This window comes from Endozoicomonas sp., from assembly GCF_965196975.1.
GTDB lineage: Bacteria > Pseudomonadota > Gammaproteobacteria > Pseudomonadales > Endozoicomonadaceae > Endozoicomonas.
The window spans coordinates 3013544-3030015 of record NZ_OZ239981.1 but is presented as its reverse complement, the minus strand read 5'-3'; the positions used below and the strand labels follow the sequence as shown (position 1 = coordinate 3030015).

Annotated in this window: 12 protein-coding genes; 3 read left to right on the top strand and 9 right to left on the bottom strand. The window is 47.9% G+C overall.

Going from position 1 to position 16472, the window contains the following annotated elements:
• Window positions 1-129 precede the first annotated feature (129 nt).
• Window positions 130-339 (top strand): cold-shock protein, encoded by a 210-nt coding sequence (locus ACOCLE_RS13700; protein WP_419532928.1) that lies wholly within the window; start codon window positions 130-132, stop codon window positions 337-339.
• Window positions 340-643: 304 nt separating this feature from the next.
• Here the strand turns inward: ACOCLE_RS13700 and ACOCLE_RS13695 are convergent, their stop codons facing one another.
• The 5 genes from ACOCLE_RS13695 to ACOCLE_RS13675 form a co-directional block, all read right to left on the bottom strand.
• Window positions 644-1159: a hypothetical protein gene (locus ACOCLE_RS13695; RefSeq protein ID WP_419532927.1), complete on the bottom strand. Its 516-nt coding sequence runs from the start codon at window positions 1157-1159 to the stop codon at window positions 644-646.
• A 68-nt stretch (window positions 1160-1227) separates the two neighbouring features.
• Entirely contained in the window at window positions 1228-2103 is an 876-nt protein-coding gene (locus tag ACOCLE_RS13690; protein ID WP_419532926.1) for a GIY-YIG nuclease family protein, read from the bottom strand.
• Between the two features lie 151 nt (window positions 2104-2254).
• Window positions 2255-2575, bottom strand: a complete 321-nt coding sequence (locus ACOCLE_RS13685) for a hypothetical protein (protein ID WP_419532925.1) — start codon at window positions 2573-2575, stop codon at window positions 2255-2257.
• A gap of 34 nt (window positions 2576-2609) precedes the next feature.
• Entirely contained in the window at window positions 2610-3056 is a 447-nt protein-coding gene (locus tag ACOCLE_RS13680; protein WP_419532924.1) for a calcium-binding protein, read from the bottom strand.
• Window positions 3053-3643 carry a PolC-type DNA polymerase III gene (locus ACOCLE_RS13675; RefSeq protein ID WP_066016376.1) on the bottom strand — a complete coding sequence of 197 codons (591 nt, stop codon included), beginning with the start codon at window positions 3641-3643 and terminating at the stop codon, window positions 3053-3055. The genes ACOCLE_RS13680 and ACOCLE_RS13675 overlap by 4 nt, the downstream gene beginning before the upstream one ends.
• Before the next feature lie 66 nt (window positions 3644-3709).
• Here ACOCLE_RS13675 and ACOCLE_RS13670 point away from each other — a divergent pair, with 66 nt between their 5' ends.
• Window positions 3710-3874: a cold-shock protein gene (locus ACOCLE_RS13670; protein WP_419537208.1), complete on the top strand. Its 165-nt coding sequence runs from the start codon at window positions 3710-3712 to the stop codon at window positions 3872-3874.
• Between the two features lie 166 nt (window positions 3875-4040).
• On the opposite strand, the gene ACOCLE_RS13665 is transcribed toward ACOCLE_RS13670, so the two are convergent.
• The 4 genes from ACOCLE_RS13665 to ACOCLE_RS13650 all read right to left on the bottom strand — a co-directional run bounded on the left by ACOCLE_RS13665 (window position 4041) and on the right by ACOCLE_RS13650 (window position 13739).
• The gene (locus tag ACOCLE_RS13665) at window positions 4041-5951 is read right to left on the bottom strand and encodes a tetratricopeptide repeat protein (RefSeq protein WP_419532923.1); all 1911 of its coding nucleotides are present in this window, start codon (window positions 5949-5951) and stop codon (window positions 4041-4043) included.
• Window positions 5948-8755 carry an AAA family ATPase gene (locus ACOCLE_RS13660; protein WP_419532922.1) on the bottom strand — a complete coding sequence of 936 codons (2808 nt, stop codon included), beginning with the start codon at window positions 8753-8755 and terminating at the stop codon, window positions 5948-5950. Before ACOCLE_RS13660 ends, ACOCLE_RS13665 begins: the two co-directional genes overlap by 4 nt.
• A gap of 422 nt (window positions 8756-9177) precedes the next feature.
• Window positions 9178-9810: a hypothetical protein gene (locus ACOCLE_RS13655; RefSeq protein ID WP_419532921.1), complete on the bottom strand. Its 633-nt coding sequence runs from the start codon at window positions 9808-9810 to the stop codon at window positions 9178-9180.
• Window positions 9811-10160: 350 nt separating this feature from the next.
• Window positions 10161-13739, bottom strand: coding sequence for an SNF2-related protein (locus ACOCLE_RS13650; RefSeq protein WP_419537141.1), 3579 nt, complete (start codon window positions 13737-13739; stop codon window positions 10161-10163).
• A gap of 419 nt (window positions 13740-14158) precedes the next feature.
• Here ACOCLE_RS13650 and ACOCLE_RS13645 point away from each other — a divergent pair, with 419 nt between their 5' ends.
• Window positions 14159-16354: an ATP-dependent RecD-like DNA helicase gene (locus ACOCLE_RS13645; RefSeq protein WP_419537140.1), complete on the top strand. Its 2196-nt coding sequence runs from the start codon at window positions 14159-14161 to the stop codon at window positions 16352-16354.
• Window positions 16355-16472: the final 118 nt, after the last annotated feature.

Sequence of the window (16472 nt, the reverse complement as noted above, 5' to 3'; positions counted from 1 at the left end):
CAAAGATTTGATGTTCCGGGTGTAGTGACCCGTCATATTCGTCATAAATACTCTTCATTAACAAGAATAAGCTTCTAGCTCCACCGCCTTATGACAAGGCACATTATTATTAAATTTCAGGATATGACTATGTCTACTACTACCGGTACTGTTAAGTGGTTCAATGACGAGAAAGGTTTTGGTTTTATCGCCCAGGAAAATGGCGGACCAGACGTGTTTGCTCACTTCCGTCAAATCACAGGTGATGGCTTCAAGTCCCTGCAGGAAGGCCAGCGCGTTGAGTTCAAAGTAACTCAGGGTCAGAAAGGCCCACAGGCTGAAGATATTCGACCACTGTAATGGACGTGGCTGCATTTTGTAGCCTCTAACCTCACGTGAAGTGAGGAAAAGAAGGGCAGTGCTTTCGGGTATTGCCCTTTTTTGTGGTTTTCAGAAAAGCAAAAGGGAGGAGCTATGGTAACCACCAATACCTGGAAGCAATTCAAAGTACTGACCTCAGATGGAGTCAGAGGTCCACGTCTAATCATTTTCTTATTCCTCTACCAGTGGGAAAACGGCTACAGCCAGAGAAAATGGCCAAAATTGATCCCTTTTTTGGTGCTGCGCCAGATCATCGAGGCGTTACATTTTGAGCAGAGAGTGACTACTTCTGATCAGAAAGACGCTTATATTCAGAGCAAACCTTTGCTCGTTTGGATTCAATCGTAGGGTCGTATGACTCCTGACTCTCAAGCGTTAGCATTGAGCATTGTTGCTTGAGTTGGCGTAGTTGAGTATTGGTTGAACCATCGTTAAGAGAACCTGATTGGATTGATGCAATAGTGGGCTGAAAAGTTGAAGCGGCTTGGCAATACATACGAACCATCGATTTAGCTTTATGGTTGGAGAAGTTTTTGCCACTGCTGACTTTACAGACCTCATTGAATGCAGACTTGGCTGCAATGGTACATTGAGAAAACTCGGTAATCTTGTGCCGTTTGTTCTGGCAGACGCTATTGCTGCGAATCTTCCACAAATGGTGCTTGAAATAAATGTCATGCCCCTGATGCTCAATCACTACAGGCGTCAATTGACTATTCACGTTCTCAACATAGCTGTCCGTCATGTTGCCACTCATCGAGGTGATCAGGGTGGCCAGAGAGGTACTTAGAATATCCATAGGGTTTCACTGTAATTATTGAATGTTGTGGATGATTCCTGAATGTTCACGTCAGGGCAACGCAAAGACTACTGACTCTCAAAACTCTTCAACGTCTGGTTTTCACCATTTACCCACGCCGTAAGCCCATTCACACTGCCACCCTGAACAAAAGCCGCAGCCGTACTGGGGCTGGAAAATTCGTAGTCCTCGGTAAATACAAAGTGGTCGTCGTTGAGGGCAATAACCCCTTTTTCGAGCAGACGCTCTCTGCTTTTAACCACACCGGCAGGGCATGCCTTCACAGCGAGTTTTACGGCCAGAGATCCTTTGAATACCGTAAACCCTTCTTCGGATCTCCTGCCAGATGCCGTTACTCCCTTGCTCTTAATGTGGAAAAGTGGGACTTCATCACTATAGATCGAAGCTTTGGGATTGGACTGAAAAGGGGAAAGTGTAGCCATAACAGAGAACTGGTGAATCCCCAATACCGGCAACAGTTGCAGGATTTTCTGGATAAAAATATCCATCTCTGCTCGGTCAGCCTCAGGTAGAGAAGAGCCACTGGAAACGCTGTTCATTACAATCATGCGTTTGCTACTGTGAGCAAGTTGTATGAGCTTGCCCTCAATATACTTGATATGGGATTTAGTCAGGTTGTCATCTTTGCTGACAAAAGCAGAGGTATGAACCCAGTAATCTTTTTCTTCTGTCTTTGCGTGCTGCTTGAGGCGTTTAGAGACGTTCTCGGCCTCTCCAACATAGAGAACAGGGTCACCAGACTCAGAATCGGTACCTGTTAACAGATACACTCCAGGGCTTTGTAATTCCGGTCGCCTTAATAAATCATCAAGATCACTTCGGGGACCAGCAATGGCCTTACCCGTCCAGTTTGAAATTTCAGCGGTTCGCAGCCCGGTTGGACTACCGTTGATCAGGAAGAGTTTGGTAGTTGCGGGTTGCATGATCCCTTATCTCTGAGATGGCAGTGACAAAAAAATAATGTCCTATCATACCACTCAGTTTATTAGAAAATAGCTCAAAGGTTTAAATGGCTCCATTCGTCCTGACCCATGCCTTACGGATTCGGATTGAAGGCAAGAAGCAGAAGAGAGGCTATTGTGGCCAACCTTCATGCTCATACAGAAAATCAAACGTATCCAATGCCTCTTCCAGGGCGGACTGATCATTAGTCTGATCTCTATGGAAGCAAAACTGAACATAGAGGTTACGAGCATAATCGTGCAAAGTCTGCTGCACTTGTCTTCGACTGAGTGGGTCTGAAGCGGTGGAAATCATGCCATGAATGACCGTCTTCAAGTTGATGATGTAATGCTCATCTCCGTCTGACTCTTCCACGAGGCGATGGTGAAACTGAAGTATGATGGCTTTACCAAGAATGATTGCCTGTTCTGTCCATTGGGACATCGTTTGCATTCCATATCAATTATCGTAAATTCAGCGGGGTAACTCACCGGTTGGCAAACCAGACTACATACTCCCGAAGTGGCCAGTAGCAGGGATGGTCTTTAGCCGTGACTTCCAGCTCACAAAGGGGAAGGTGGCCTTTCTCGCGGCCTTCTTTCACACTCACGATTAAGCCCCGCAGATCATCTTCCATTTGAATGTCTTTAACTTCAACAGTATGACCCTGGCCAAATGGCACATCCCGCTTGGTTGAAAATTGGCCTGAGTTATCCTCGAGTCGGATGGCCGGGAACGGAAAAGTCAGATTCACAACCAGGTATTCATACCAGTCCCGGTTTTTCCATTCAGTTAACATGGCGTCGTAAAGCACATGGTTACCCTCATCCCATGAGGCATCGTATTCTGTGTTTATCGTCATTACATCACCAAAATAGTCATCATCAACCGGTAACCAGTCTTCTGGCTTGTTTGATGTCGCATTAAGAATCAATACTCCATCACTGCTCTAAGGCACTGCATGTCCGAAAAAGCGATAGGTGTTGAATGCCGTATCCGGGACAAATCGTTCAACATGGCCAGCCAGAGATGGGCCGTCATCCTGGCATCAGACAGTGCCCGATGGTAGGTGCCATCGGTTGGGAGATGCTTATAATCCACCAGTGTTGACAGTCTGTGATCGGGTGCATTGGGGTACACCCATCTTGCCGCTTCCAGGGAACAGGCAAACTCGCCTGAGTAGGTCGTACCCGCCAAACCCATCTCATTATCGAGAAACCGCTGGTCAAACGGTGCATTATGGGCAACCAGATTATGCGAACCGATAAACCGGGCCAGCTCTCCAATCACCTCACTGCACGATGGTGCATTTTCCAGCATGGCGTTGGTAATGCCAGTGTAGTCGGAAATAAACTCGCTGACCGGAAAGCCAGGATTCATTAACCCCTGAAAATGGTCTGTGACCGTGCCATGTTCAATCAGCACAGCGCCCACCTCAATGGTTCGGTCACCTTTGCGCGGAGAGAACCCTGTGGTTTCAAGATCCAAAACCACCACGGTATCTGCTTTCTTATGACCCATGAATCAACAGCCTCTTTTCGAACGGTAACGTCAAATGACTCAAGGGTAGTTGAAGCACTCGGAACATTGGGGGAATCATGCTGCGCCGGTCCTGGTGGACCAGAGGTGTTTGCTCACTTCCGGCAAATCACTGGTGATGGCTTCAAGTCCCTGCAGGAAGGCCAGCGCGTTGAGTTCAAAGTAACTCAGGGTCAGAAAGGCCCACAGGCTGAAGATATTCGACCACTTTAATGGTCGTGGCTGCATTTTGTAGTCTCTAACCTTACGTCAAGTGAGAACAAGAAGGGCAGTGCTTTCGAGTATCGCCCTTTTTATGGTTTTAAAAGTAAAAGGGAGAGAAGTTTAAGAATCAAAATCCGCCCCGGTTTCTCACGACTTCGGTTTTCTTAAAGGAGCGTCATGATATTGCCATCTGCTGACAAACCTTGATGGCTTTCCAGCCCCACGTACTGCGTTTCTTATTGTAACTCAATATTGCTGTCCCAGAGACTTGGTCTCCGTCCTCAATGGAGTGTTTTGTGATCAACGGAGGAGGGATAAAAATATCATCAGAGGTAAACCCCATACCGCCACTGACATCAACGGTACTAGAGAATTTGCGCATCACAGATTTTTCAGGTGTGTCTTCTGTTTTTCGTGCAGATAGAACTCGGTGTCTTACTCCCTGTTTTGTAGAATATCTTGACAATTTAAGAGCTATTGCATCGCCTTCCTCAAATGATTCCGGAATTTCTGAGCAAGGGATGATGCCATCGCAACTTCTGTCGACGATAAAATGAATAAGATTTTTAGATCGGTTTACATGGTCTACTACGCCCACTTTTTCTGAAAAAACGTCCCAGGCAGCGTCAGTATTCCTGTTTTCAATAACAAAGATTTGAAATACCTTATTGTGATCAGGCTCACCTTTAACTTTTAAAGCTGCACCCGGCTGCAGTCTGTCAAATGAGAACTTTGACTCTGGTACACTGACTTCCAATGGCACTGAAGATGTATCCAGCCCAAGATAGAGCTTACGCTTGGGTTTATTCTCTTTCCCCGGTACAGTATATTTTGCACCTAGGTTCACATGAACCCATGGAAGTTGGCTATGCAGTAGTTCCTCTGCTTTTTTCGAGTTAGCCACATACAAAGACTGATTGGATTCTGCAGGAATTATACCTTCATACCAGCTTTGATTAATGACTTCGTTAAATCCTGCTGGTGTCTTCTGCCCAATCTTTTCTTTGAACTCAATGACTTGTTGTATTTCAAGCTTTGCTGCTGGAAGATGCTGTTTGGTGATTAATTGGTGAGCAAGCTTGAGCTTAACTTTCGTTGTGAAATTGATATCTGAAGAACAATGCAATGCTTTGCAATAACAGCTGAATGCAGCATCTGAGTCTGTGGTCAGGTTTATATCTCCAAGTAACTCCCAGGCCCAAAAGTCATTTGCTTTAGCTTTTGTGATGGTAATGCCGAATGACAAAGCCTCTAGCTGACGCCCAAGAGCAAGAAGGATTTTGGCCTTGTAAAACGTCAGCCAGATGTTGTCTGAGTACCGGGAGATAGCTTTGTCTACATAAGGTAGGATGTACTCTAAACCGACTGAATCGTTGGTTTTGACAGCTATCTTACTTGCCTGCTGTATCACTTTTTCTGCCAGTGCCGGGTAACTTTTTCCGTCATCACTGATGTGGCGTTGGTAGTCATCAGGACGTAAGTATTCAAGGTTCCAAAAGCGAACAAATGCAGCGATATTGAACCCTTCTCCTGCGGCCAGCTTTGCCGCCAACTGAAGAAAGCAGGTGTGAAGCAACGAAGGTTTCTCGACATTCAATTGCAGGTAGTCGTTGATATAGCGCTTGGCAAGATTGAGGTTGACTGGTGTGCTGGCAGTTAATTCTTTGGTTAACTTGTACAGCTCCCAGGCGAGTGAAGTCTGAACCTCTATCGATGTTTCCCCCTGACGAAGTATGCTTTTATAAAGGTCTGCGGACTCATAATGCTTGCCTTCCTTGCTCAAGGATTTTGCCTGACGGATTGTGTCAATATGAGGGCTACACAGAGACAATGCATACTTACGCTGATCGGTCAGAATGCTGTCCTTCGAGTTGATCGAAATGGATTCCAGCTGTTGTTTATAGTGAGCCAAGTATTGCCTCTGAGATGACACGCTGTCCCTCTTGATCAGGTCAATCAGGCACCAAGCAAGTGCTTTATAGTCCCAGTCATCAGGTTGCGGTGTGCTCACCAGTTGCATCGCCATTTGGTATGCTTCATCAAGGTTGACCTTGCGTTTTTCGAATACTTCTTTGCTGGTAATCATGCACTCATACCTTCAATCAGCAACATTTCTACATCAATCACCAGGGAACCTGGAGTGCAGGCGGGGATTACCGGAACCGGTTTTGTAAATCTGTCTTTTCCATTGTAATAAATATCAAAGATCGCCACTTCACTATCACGAACGAAGGTGTACCGCTGGCTCCATTGATGAGAGGTCACATCCTGAATTGATATCCCATGATCTCCAGTCAGTAATGAAAGGCGCTGGTGGAAATCATTCAAAAAAGCTTTTTCAAACTGGAACGAAGGCAGCTGAATAGCTGTTTTTACAGGGAGTGCGCTATTCTTTAACGATGCCAGCAAGTCTGCCACATAACTGCCTAACTCAGTTGTTTGAGCGTCAACAACATTGGTCACTTTGTTCTTGCCACTATAGGTAATGTTTATGCGAGCAAAGTTATTTTTTCGTTTAAAGACATACGCTTCTTGATATTGATTATGAATAATATCGTCAATTTCAATGGCATGCCCCGCAATGAGACTTTTCACTCGTTCGAGGATTGTCAATAAAAAAGCTGCGCTATCAGGAATTCCAAACTGGCTTATAGACTCCTTACCTGTTGGATACGTATTGATTTCAGCGGAGGGTGCAGGTTGTTTATTGCCGGCAAGCAACTCTATACCTGAGTTAAACACCCGCGACATAGTGCTGCCCGTTTTGAAATCAGGCGGGTCCAGCAGGTAGAGTTTATCAGCGGTACGGGTAATGGCTGTGTAAAGCCAGCGGAAATAGTCAGCTGATAACTGACTCTGATGTGTCTTGCACTTAACAAATACGTGGTTCCACTCGCTGCCCTGCGCTTTGTGGCAGGTGATGGCGTAACCAAACTTCAGGCGTAATGCATTGAAATAGGGGTCTGATTTAAGGGCTTCTTTGAATGCCAGACTTCCACGCTCCAAATAACGATTACGAATGCAAAAATCCACATACATCGCTTTGCTCTGATCAGAGCTCAGCCCTGGATGCTCACTGTAAAGCAAGTCCTCAAAAATCATGGCATTGAAAAAATGTGAAGTTCCATCCAGGTCCTTAAACCCAACATCAATACGCCTGAACCTTAAAGGTACGTTGACTTCTTCTGTTTTACCGGTTTCCTGATTTTTACGCTTCAGGGTAATCACTCGCTGCTCAATAGTATCAGAAACTGATTTTACCAGGCCAAAGTCGCCATTCGAGATGAAGAAGCCATACGTGTTGCTGTTACTGACAGCCATCACTTTGTCACCCGAGGTAATTTCAGGGCAATGTGGAAAAAAGTGTTCCCGAATATGTTTGTTATAAGCGGCTACATCCGAGTTTGAGTGGGCAATAACAATCGATTCACCATTAATCTTACCCTGGCAGGATTTCAGATACTGGGAGAGCAAGTCATTATGCTCAACCTTGTGCAGATCAGGATAATTGAGATCCACCACTAATTGGCCAAATGAGCCGCTACCCAAAGATTCTCTCAATTGTATGGAGTTTCGCATAACCCCACTGTCTGACTTCTGCCTGACCACCTCTCTGAGTTCAAATGCAGTAGAACGTACATTATGCTCCCTGAAGAGGTAGCCATTATCCAATGCGGGTGAAAAGTTCATTCCAACAGGAGGAAGCTGTGCATCATCACCAATAAAGATGACTTTCTTCTGATGGTCGTTATGATCAAGGTTTACGTACTTGAGAAAATCACGAAGTAAATGCCCGGATCCGCAACGGAAGAACTCATTTTCACTGTAGACATCAGACACCATTGAGGCTTCGTCAATGATAAACACAGTGTCCGCAGACATCTCATTTACCGCAAGCTGAGCATAGAGTTTATAGGTTTCTGAGCCCTCAAGATCATCTTCACGATATTCTTTAATGTCTTTAAAGCAGTAGATCGTTTTATGAAGAGTATAGGCAGGAGACTGGGTCTTATTGGCAATCACTTTCGATGCTTTACCGGTAGGGGCAGCCAATACATAGTTTCGACCTATAGCCCGAAAATATTCGGTTAGCCCCTTGGTGATAAATGTTTTACCAGTACCAGCATAACCTTTGAGCAGGAATACCTTATCTTCTTTACTTGAGAGGAAATGATCAAGCTTGTTTACCAGCTCAGCCTGGCCGGTATTGAGTGTATATTGAGAAAATGCATCATGGATGCTGATCAACTGACGGGTGTTATCTGATTCGAGGTCAAAAGAGTTGGCTGCCTGGGTCGAGGCATTTTTAAAGGTTACATGTCTGGAATTATCCAAAACTTGCTTCAGGCTTTCAGCATGCTGCTGAGCTGCTTTTTCTGAGGCCTCAAGTCGTTGTAGTTCTGCTTTTGCTGCGTTGAGTTGTTCTGCCAAAAAGTTATTTGCAGTACTCAGCTTTTGATAGTCGTCATCAGCATGAGCAGGATCTGCAAACTCAGGGTAGTCACCGCTGATATCAAAGCTATAGGTTTTATAAAGCCATTTACCGATTAAATAGGCTTCTCGCACTAACGCCAATGCATCATCAGAAGTGACGCTATTGCCGTGGGCGGCTTTGTTGCCAAGAATACGGATTGCATGAAACTTACTGAGGATTGATCTATCGACCAGTTTTTGAAAAGCCTCAGATTTCAATTTTTCGAAGAAACTGTCACCCTCTTCACAGCGCAGTTCAAGGTCTCGATATAGATTGCCGACTAATACCTCGGCAAAGCATCGCAGCTTGACAATAGAAGTATGGGGATCCGTATAGGCGTACTGTTCTGCGAAGCAAGCATGCTCGTATAGTTCTGGCCAGCTTGCTGCTAAAGGTTGAAAATTTCTGGATTGCATAGGTATAAATAAATTCTCTTTACTCAAGTCATCCTGGCAACTTGCTCTTTGTACTGGGACTGTTAGAGAGCATATGGGCTACAGCTTTTATTGAATTTCCTGTGGGTGACAACAGTACCTGTTACTGAAGATAGAGGCTAACAGTTTGCCCAGGATCAGGAGTGTACATTAAATGCTTTTTTTTTGAGGTGAGTTAGATCAGCAAACAATTCTTTTCCGAGTTCGTAAAGCCGTCTTTCAGTTTCGTTGAACGGTTTTGATGTAGAACCACTACGCCAGCACCTGTTCGCCTTGTGGCATGCGGTTTTACGAACGACTGAGGTTTGGAACCTTATGGCAACAGGGCTGAAGGCTTGTGCTGTTTTCTTTCTCTTTCTTTGTGCGGAAATGCTGCTTTGAGGTGGCCTAATGATAATCAAGCATCAACAGTCATCTCGATGAGTAGCCATAGGCTGTTTTTTCCTGGTAAAAAATCCCAGAACCTTTCGCTTAAAGCGCATTCTTCGACGCCTGCGCTCCTCAATAACCCATGCTTTATCCCGCTTTTCTTCTTCCGCTTCGATCAAGGCTTGTCGCTGTTCTGTATACTGATCCGAGACATCCGTTATCTGCTGAATTTTGCCTTTTGAGAATAAAACCTTCTTGATCTCACTGAACTCAACTGATCGAGGGCTGCCGTGATGGCCGCGGCCAAGATCGCCAATCCAATCATTCCCAAGAAGCACTTCGCCTGTATAGTCAAGAGGCAGCCATACATCGGTGTAACGGTGGCCAAACATCAACGCCAGCGACAGGTCATCACACTCAGGCAGTGGGTCAGGTTCAATACCATTGACTGTTGGTGCATCTTTGAACACACCCAAATTCATTGATCGGGCAAATAGCTGACCCTCTTTGCATTCATAAGTGACAAGATAGCCAGCCCAGCAAAAGGTACCCATGGGCGATACGTCGATGTCCAGCATATTCGGATGAAATATTGGAAAAGGCTCTGCATCGGTGACTTTATACGACACATCATCAAGCGTAAGATGGCTGGAGAATTGAGCGGTCATCCTTATTACTCTCCCTGATCCATAAGCCAATCGATAATGACATGGTTTAGTTACGTATTGAAAGACAGTAAAAACAGTTATCTGCCGGGGGGATCTTCGAGTACAGAATGGGCTGTCATTTGAGAATTTCCACTTGTAGGGGGGGACTTATCTGCTTCCCTCCGAATAGTCAGGATGACATTACTGCCACCCAAACCCTAATAACCGTACGTAAAATTTTCAATCGCACACAACTCAAGCCTCCGTCATGAGAAAACTCATCACACGAGAGATACTGTTTTGCCGCTGCCGATCATTAGAAGTGGTCTAATGCTGGTGGAAGTTCGGAATCGCCGCTCTTTTGATAACTCCTAAGCCTGTTTCAAAGGCTCAAAGAGCACATTGAGATCTTCAGCCGTGATGGACGGTTTTTTCTTGCCGGTTCCATCACCGTAGATGGCATCGGCAATGGCCTTTTTCTTTTCCTTCAATGCCTGGATTTTTTCCTCCACCGTACCTTCGGTGACCAGTTTGTAGACAAATACGGGCTTGTCTTGACCGATGCGGTGCGCCCGGTCGCTGGCCTGATCTTCTGCTGCCGGGTTCCACCAGGGGTCATAATGTATCACGGTATCAGCGGCGGTGAGATTAAGGCCGGTTCCACCGGCTTTAAGGCTAATCAGAAAGACCGGCGCATCGCCTTTCTGGAAGGTGTCAATGGGGTGTTGTCGATTGCGGGTCTGGCCAGTGAGTTGTACCCAGGGGATCTTGGCTTTGTCCAGTCGCGTCTCAATAAGCGACAACATGCTGGTAAACTGCGAGAAGATGAGTATTTTTCGACCTTCTTCCACCATGGGCAGGACAAGATCCATCAACAGGTCGAGCTTGGCCGACTCTTTAATGTCGGCGGCCTGCTCCAGTTTAACCAGTGACGGGTCACAGCAGGCTTGTCGCATCTTTAACAGCGCGTCAAGAATTACAATCTGTGACCGGGCCAGGCCTTTTTTCTCGATTTCTTTTTGGACCCGGGCTTCCATGCTGGCTCGAATGGTTTCGTAGAGGTCCCGCTGCTTACCATCCAGCACCGTGGTGCGAATAATCTCGGTTTTGGCGGGCAGCTCTTTCGCCACCAGGTCTTTACTGCGGCGTAACATAAACGGCGCTATCCGTTTCTGCAGCTTTTTCGCCTGTTGTTGATTGCCATGCCGCTCAATGGGAGTGCGATAAAAACGGGTAAACTGGTCTCTTGCTCCCAAAAAGCCGGGCATCAGGAAGTCGAACAGTGTCCAGAGTTCGCCCAGGTGGTTTTCCATGGGTGTGCCGGTCAGGCAGAGTTTGTGTTCCGCCGCCAGACAGCGAATGGCTTTGGCACTTTTAGCATTGGGGTTCTTCACCGCCTGCGCTTCGTCCAATGCCAGCAGATGGAAGCGGGTTTTCGCCAGTTGTTCAAAATCCCGCTGAATAACACCGTAGCTGGTGAGTACCAGGTCGGTGTCCTTTATTGCCTTGCTGTCCCGACTCGAACCATGATGAATATGCACCTTCAAATCTGGCGTAAAGCGCTTAGCCTCTTGCTGCCAGTTATGGAGCAGGCTGGTGGGGCACACCACCATACTCGGCGGTAGTTGATCACCGAGGCGTTTTTTCTCCAATTGCAAATGAGCCAGGGTTTGCAGGGTTTTGCCCAGCCCCATGTCGTCAGCCAGTATCCCGTTCAGACCATACTCCCGCAGAAACTGCAGCCAGGAAAGGCCATGTTGCTGGTAACTGCGCAGTTCCGCCTGCAGCTCTTTGGCCGGTTTAGCACTCTTGAGACGTTTGAAGGCTTTTAACTTCTTACTCAATGCCAGCAGCTTTTCACCACCGGCCCAGGGCAGGCCGAGCTGGTCATACAGTTCCTGCCAGATTTCAGCATGGTAATTCTGCAGCTGATACTCATTTAATGGCCGGTCACCAAAGAGTTCCAATAGGGTTCCGGCAATCAGTCTCAAACGTTCAGCGGGCAGCTGAATGAATTTACCACCGGGCAGGGCAACGGGAACCAGCGCGTCCGCTGGCATCTCTTTCAGATCGTCCAGTGTGGGCAGCTGGTTGATCTGGCGAGCGAGCAGCGGCAACAGGTCGATGGATTTGCCATCAATGGTGATGCCGAGGCGCAGGTTAAACCAGTTGTTTTCAGACTCGTCCAGCTCGGCATACCAGTCATCATCCGAGATGGCTTCAAACTGGAAGGGGAAGTTGTCATTAATCTCGATGGTCCAACCCTGCGCTTCCAGATCCGGCAGGGCATCGGTCATAAAACGTAACCAGCGGTTACGGTACTGAGTACCGGATACACCGGTAATCAAGTCGTGAATATCCAGCCCGGCCACCTGCCGCACCGTTTCTATATGACTGACGTGGGCCGGTTCAATAAAGTCGGGCAACTGTTCCAACGCAAGATACTCTGCACCGGATTGCCGGGGGATGATCTGATGGCTGCCGTTGGTGGGTTTAAGGGATTGCTGGTTACTGCCAAGGGGTATTATTTGGCCATTGTAATCAAAGCTCACCCGTCCACGGGCCAGCCGGTCATCGGATTTCTTATTGCCGGTGGGAATACTGTCCAGCAGCAGTTGCGGTTTTGGGGTTACCGTGAGCACGGAGACCTTTTCCGGCAACGGGATCCTCGTTTTCTTCTGGCTTTCGCTGCTTTTGCTCTTTTTAGGGCTGTTCTTGTCATTCACCTTGTCATGAAAAACAGCTTTCAGGGTTTTGCTGGTGATATCAATGCCTGCCTCATCCAGCGGTGGTGCATCCAGCAGAAGTCCCAGCAAGGTTGGATCAGGCAGCCCGGTCAGGTCACCGCAGTGAAACAGGTCCTGGTGTCGCTGAAGGTAACAGGCTGGCTCTGAAGGAATGAGCAGCAGTGGCTGCCCACTGCTGGCATTGACCAGCTCAGGACGTTGCAGCCCCTGCTCATCCAACTGCCACCGGATTTCACCCTTGATGGCCGACTGACGAACAACCGGTAGTTTCAACTCAAGCCCCACCACACAGCGACCGGTTGCCATGATTTTTTCCAGTAACTCATGCCCTTCCTCACCAGCGAGCGTGATTTTCCCCTGATAGACATCAATCCGTTTATTGATGTAGGCCAGCTTGAGAATACGGCGGTCATTGTCGTTCATACTGGCGGGCCAGTTGCTGTTGTGAATACAGTTGTAAGCGCCTCTATAGGGGGTGGGTTTGCCATAACCGCCTTTTTTCAGATAGCGGGAGAGGCAAATTTGAACGATCACTCCACCCTGATAGGAATTCTCTTCCAGAACATAGAGGGTAATATTGGTGTTGGTGCCTTGTTCTTCTTGTTGTGCTTCGTCTCTTTCCCGGTTTTTTACGGCAATGTCCAGCCGCCTTAACCAGTTATTTCTCTGCTCTTCCAGCTTTCTGGCCTGTTGCTGGGCGAGTTGTTCTGGGGATTTGGATCCCATGCTTTCGGAATACTCATTCCCAAAAAAATCGGCAACCGCGGCTTCTAATGCATCAGCAGTAAGATAGTTACCAAACTGTTCCTTTAGCAATTTTCTGATCGTTTCGATTTCAGCAGCGGAGGTGGAGGACGGCGGTAAACTGGCTTCGCTGTCATCCAGCATTTGATTAAGACGCCTGGCACCAAACCGTTGCTCCCCCGATAGCAGAAGTGCCACCGTATGTTTGCAGTTATAGCCTACCGGGCAGGAACAGAAACCCTCAATAGCATCCTCTTCCGGGTCATCAGGACGATCGTAGAAGCAAACCTCCACCTCATAGGATTTTCGGCCACTGCCTCTCACCAGGCCAAAGAGCGCATTTTCAACCTCATCATCCAGCTCAATCTTGCTGACTTTATTCTTTTTAAAATAGTCCCGCCCCCTTTGCAGGGTGGCGGCAGTGAAAATATGGTTGAGGTCAATATTAAGCTGGGTCATTGGTGCGGTGAACGTTATTCAGTGAGTAGGGTGCGGAAATTATGGACAATAAATCGTTCCATGGATATGGAGCCATTCAGTCAGACAGAAAAACCGGCCATGGGTTCAATAATCATTACTGTATTGCTGTGGTCGCGTCCCGTCACGCTCTAACATTTTCATCCGTCATCTGCCGTAACCTTTCTGAGCGGCAGGTGCTGAGAAGCAGGGGTTCCCATGGGGTTAGCTGGAACCGGTTTAACGTATTACTGTTATCCGCAAACTCAACAATGGCCAGACCAAACCGATGATCATTGTCTTCTACTTCTCGTTAGCATGAAAAAATAACCGTTTTATTCTGTCGCTTGATTAAAAAGCATTGATAAAATCATCAATGATAACGAATTTCTCCCCGACCATAGAAAATAACTGAGTGCCTGATGGATATAACTCCAGCACATAGCCCGCGCCACACCGATCATCAACCCGTCGTCCACTTGCAGGGTTCGGTGGAGCGGGTCACCTTTCACAGCGAAGCCAGTGGCTTTTTTGTGATTCGGGTGAAGTGTAAAGGGCAGCGGGAGCTGGTGACCATGACCGGCAGTACACCCTCCATTACGCCCGGTGAGTTTGTTGACGCCAGCGGCATCTGGTTTAACGACCATAAGCATGGGGTGCAATTCAAAGTTAAACACATTAAAACCGTCACGCCGAATACCCTAGAAGGCATTGAAAAGTATCTCGGCTCGGGCATGGTGAAAGGGATCGGTCCACACTTTGCCAAACGATTGGTGAAAGCGTTTGGTGAGCAGGTGTTCGATATTATTGAAGCGAACCCGGAACGGCTGATGGAGCTGGAGGGCATCGGCAAGAAGCGGCGGGAGAAGATCACTTCGGCCTGGTCCGAGCAGAAGGTGATTCGGGAAATTATGGTTTTCCTGCAATCCCACGGTGTTGGCACGGCAAGAGCGGTGCGGATCTATAAAACTTACGGCGATGAGTCCGTGGCCAAAGTTCAGGAGAACCCCTACCGGTTAGCGCTGGACATTCACGGGATCGGGTTTAAAACGGCGGATGATCTGGCGATGCAACTGGGCATTGACCGGGTCTCGTTGATTCGCGCTCAGGCCGGGGTGCGCCATGTGTTACAGGAGTGCTCAGGCGATGGCCATTGCGCCCAGCCGTTTCAGTCATTGGTGATGGATGGGGTAAAACTGTTGGAAATCCCTGAAGACACCATTAAGGAAGCGATCCAGTGTGAAGTAAACGAGGATCGGCTGACGCCGGAAATCATTGATGAGGTGCCCTGCCTGTTTCTGACCCCGCTCTATCGGGCGGAGCTGGGCGTGGCTAACCATGTGAATCGTTTATTGAGTGGTACCTCAAGCTGGTCGTCTATTGAGATGGAGAAGGCCATTCCCTGGGTGGAAGAAAAGAATGCGATAACGTTGTCGGGTTCGCAAAAAGAGGCCGTTGCACTGGCCGTGCAGAAAAAGTTCTGCATCATCACTGGTGGCCCCGGTGTCGGGAAAACCACGGTGGTGAACAGCATTCTCAAGATCATTGCTGCTAAGGGAGTAGATGTCACCTTGTGCGCACCCACCGGCAGGGCTGCCAAGCGACTCTCTGAGTCAACAGGACAGGAAGCCACCACGATTCACCGGTTATTGGATTTTGATCCGTCTGCCTTTGATTTCAAACGAAATGCTGACAACCCGTTGGAAACCGATCTTCTGGTGGTGGATGAGTGCTCCATGGTGGATGTGGTGCTGATGAATCAGCTGTTGCGGGCCGTGCCGGATTCGGCAGCGGTGTTGCTGGTGGGGGATGTGGATCAGTTGCCTTCGGTGGGGCCGGGTTCTGTTCTCAGTGACCTGATGGAATCGGGTAAGGTGCCGGTGGCAAGATTAACAGAAATTTTTCGGCAGGCGGCGACTTCACAGATTATTACCGGTTCTCACGCCATTAACCGTGGGCAGGTACCCAAAGTCACGAAAAAAGGGGAGGAGACCGACTTTTTCTATTTAACCGGCGAGGAACCTGAAGAGCTGTTTGCCAAGCTGATGTCGGTGGTCACCCGACGACTACCAGAGAAATTCGGGTTTGACCCACTGAATGATATCCAGGTGCTGGCCCCCATGAATCGGGGCGGTTTAGGCGCTCGAAGTTTGAATGTGGCGTTGCAGGAAGCCCTGAACCCGGATGCTCATCCACGGGTTACTCGCTATGGCTGGACATATGCGCCGGGGGATAAGGTGATTCAGACGGTCAATAACTACGACAAAGACGTGTTTAATGGCGACATTGGCCGGGTAAAAAGCATTGATATTGAAGAGGGTGAGCTGATTATTAATTTTGATGGCCGCGATGTTTTGTATCCGGTCAATGAGCTGGACGAAGTCTCCCTGGCCTATGCCACGACCATTCACAAAAGCCAGGGCTCCGAATACCCTTGTGTGGTGATCCCCATGGCCATGCAGCACTTCACGCTTCTGGAAAGGAACCTGCTCTACACAGGTGTTACCCGGGGCAAAAAGATGGTGGTGCTGGTGGGGCAGCCCAAAGCAGTGGGCATGGCGGCACGAAACCGGAAATCGAACCGGCGGTTGACGAATCTGCAGGCGAGGTTGTTGTAAGTTTGAGCAAAGTGATCATGGAGTTTGCTACTACGTATATGGTCTTTGGGTTAGTTGAGCTGCGTCTGCTGTTTGATATTCAAATTATGCCTGAAGCTGGCAAGGGCGATGTGTGTTC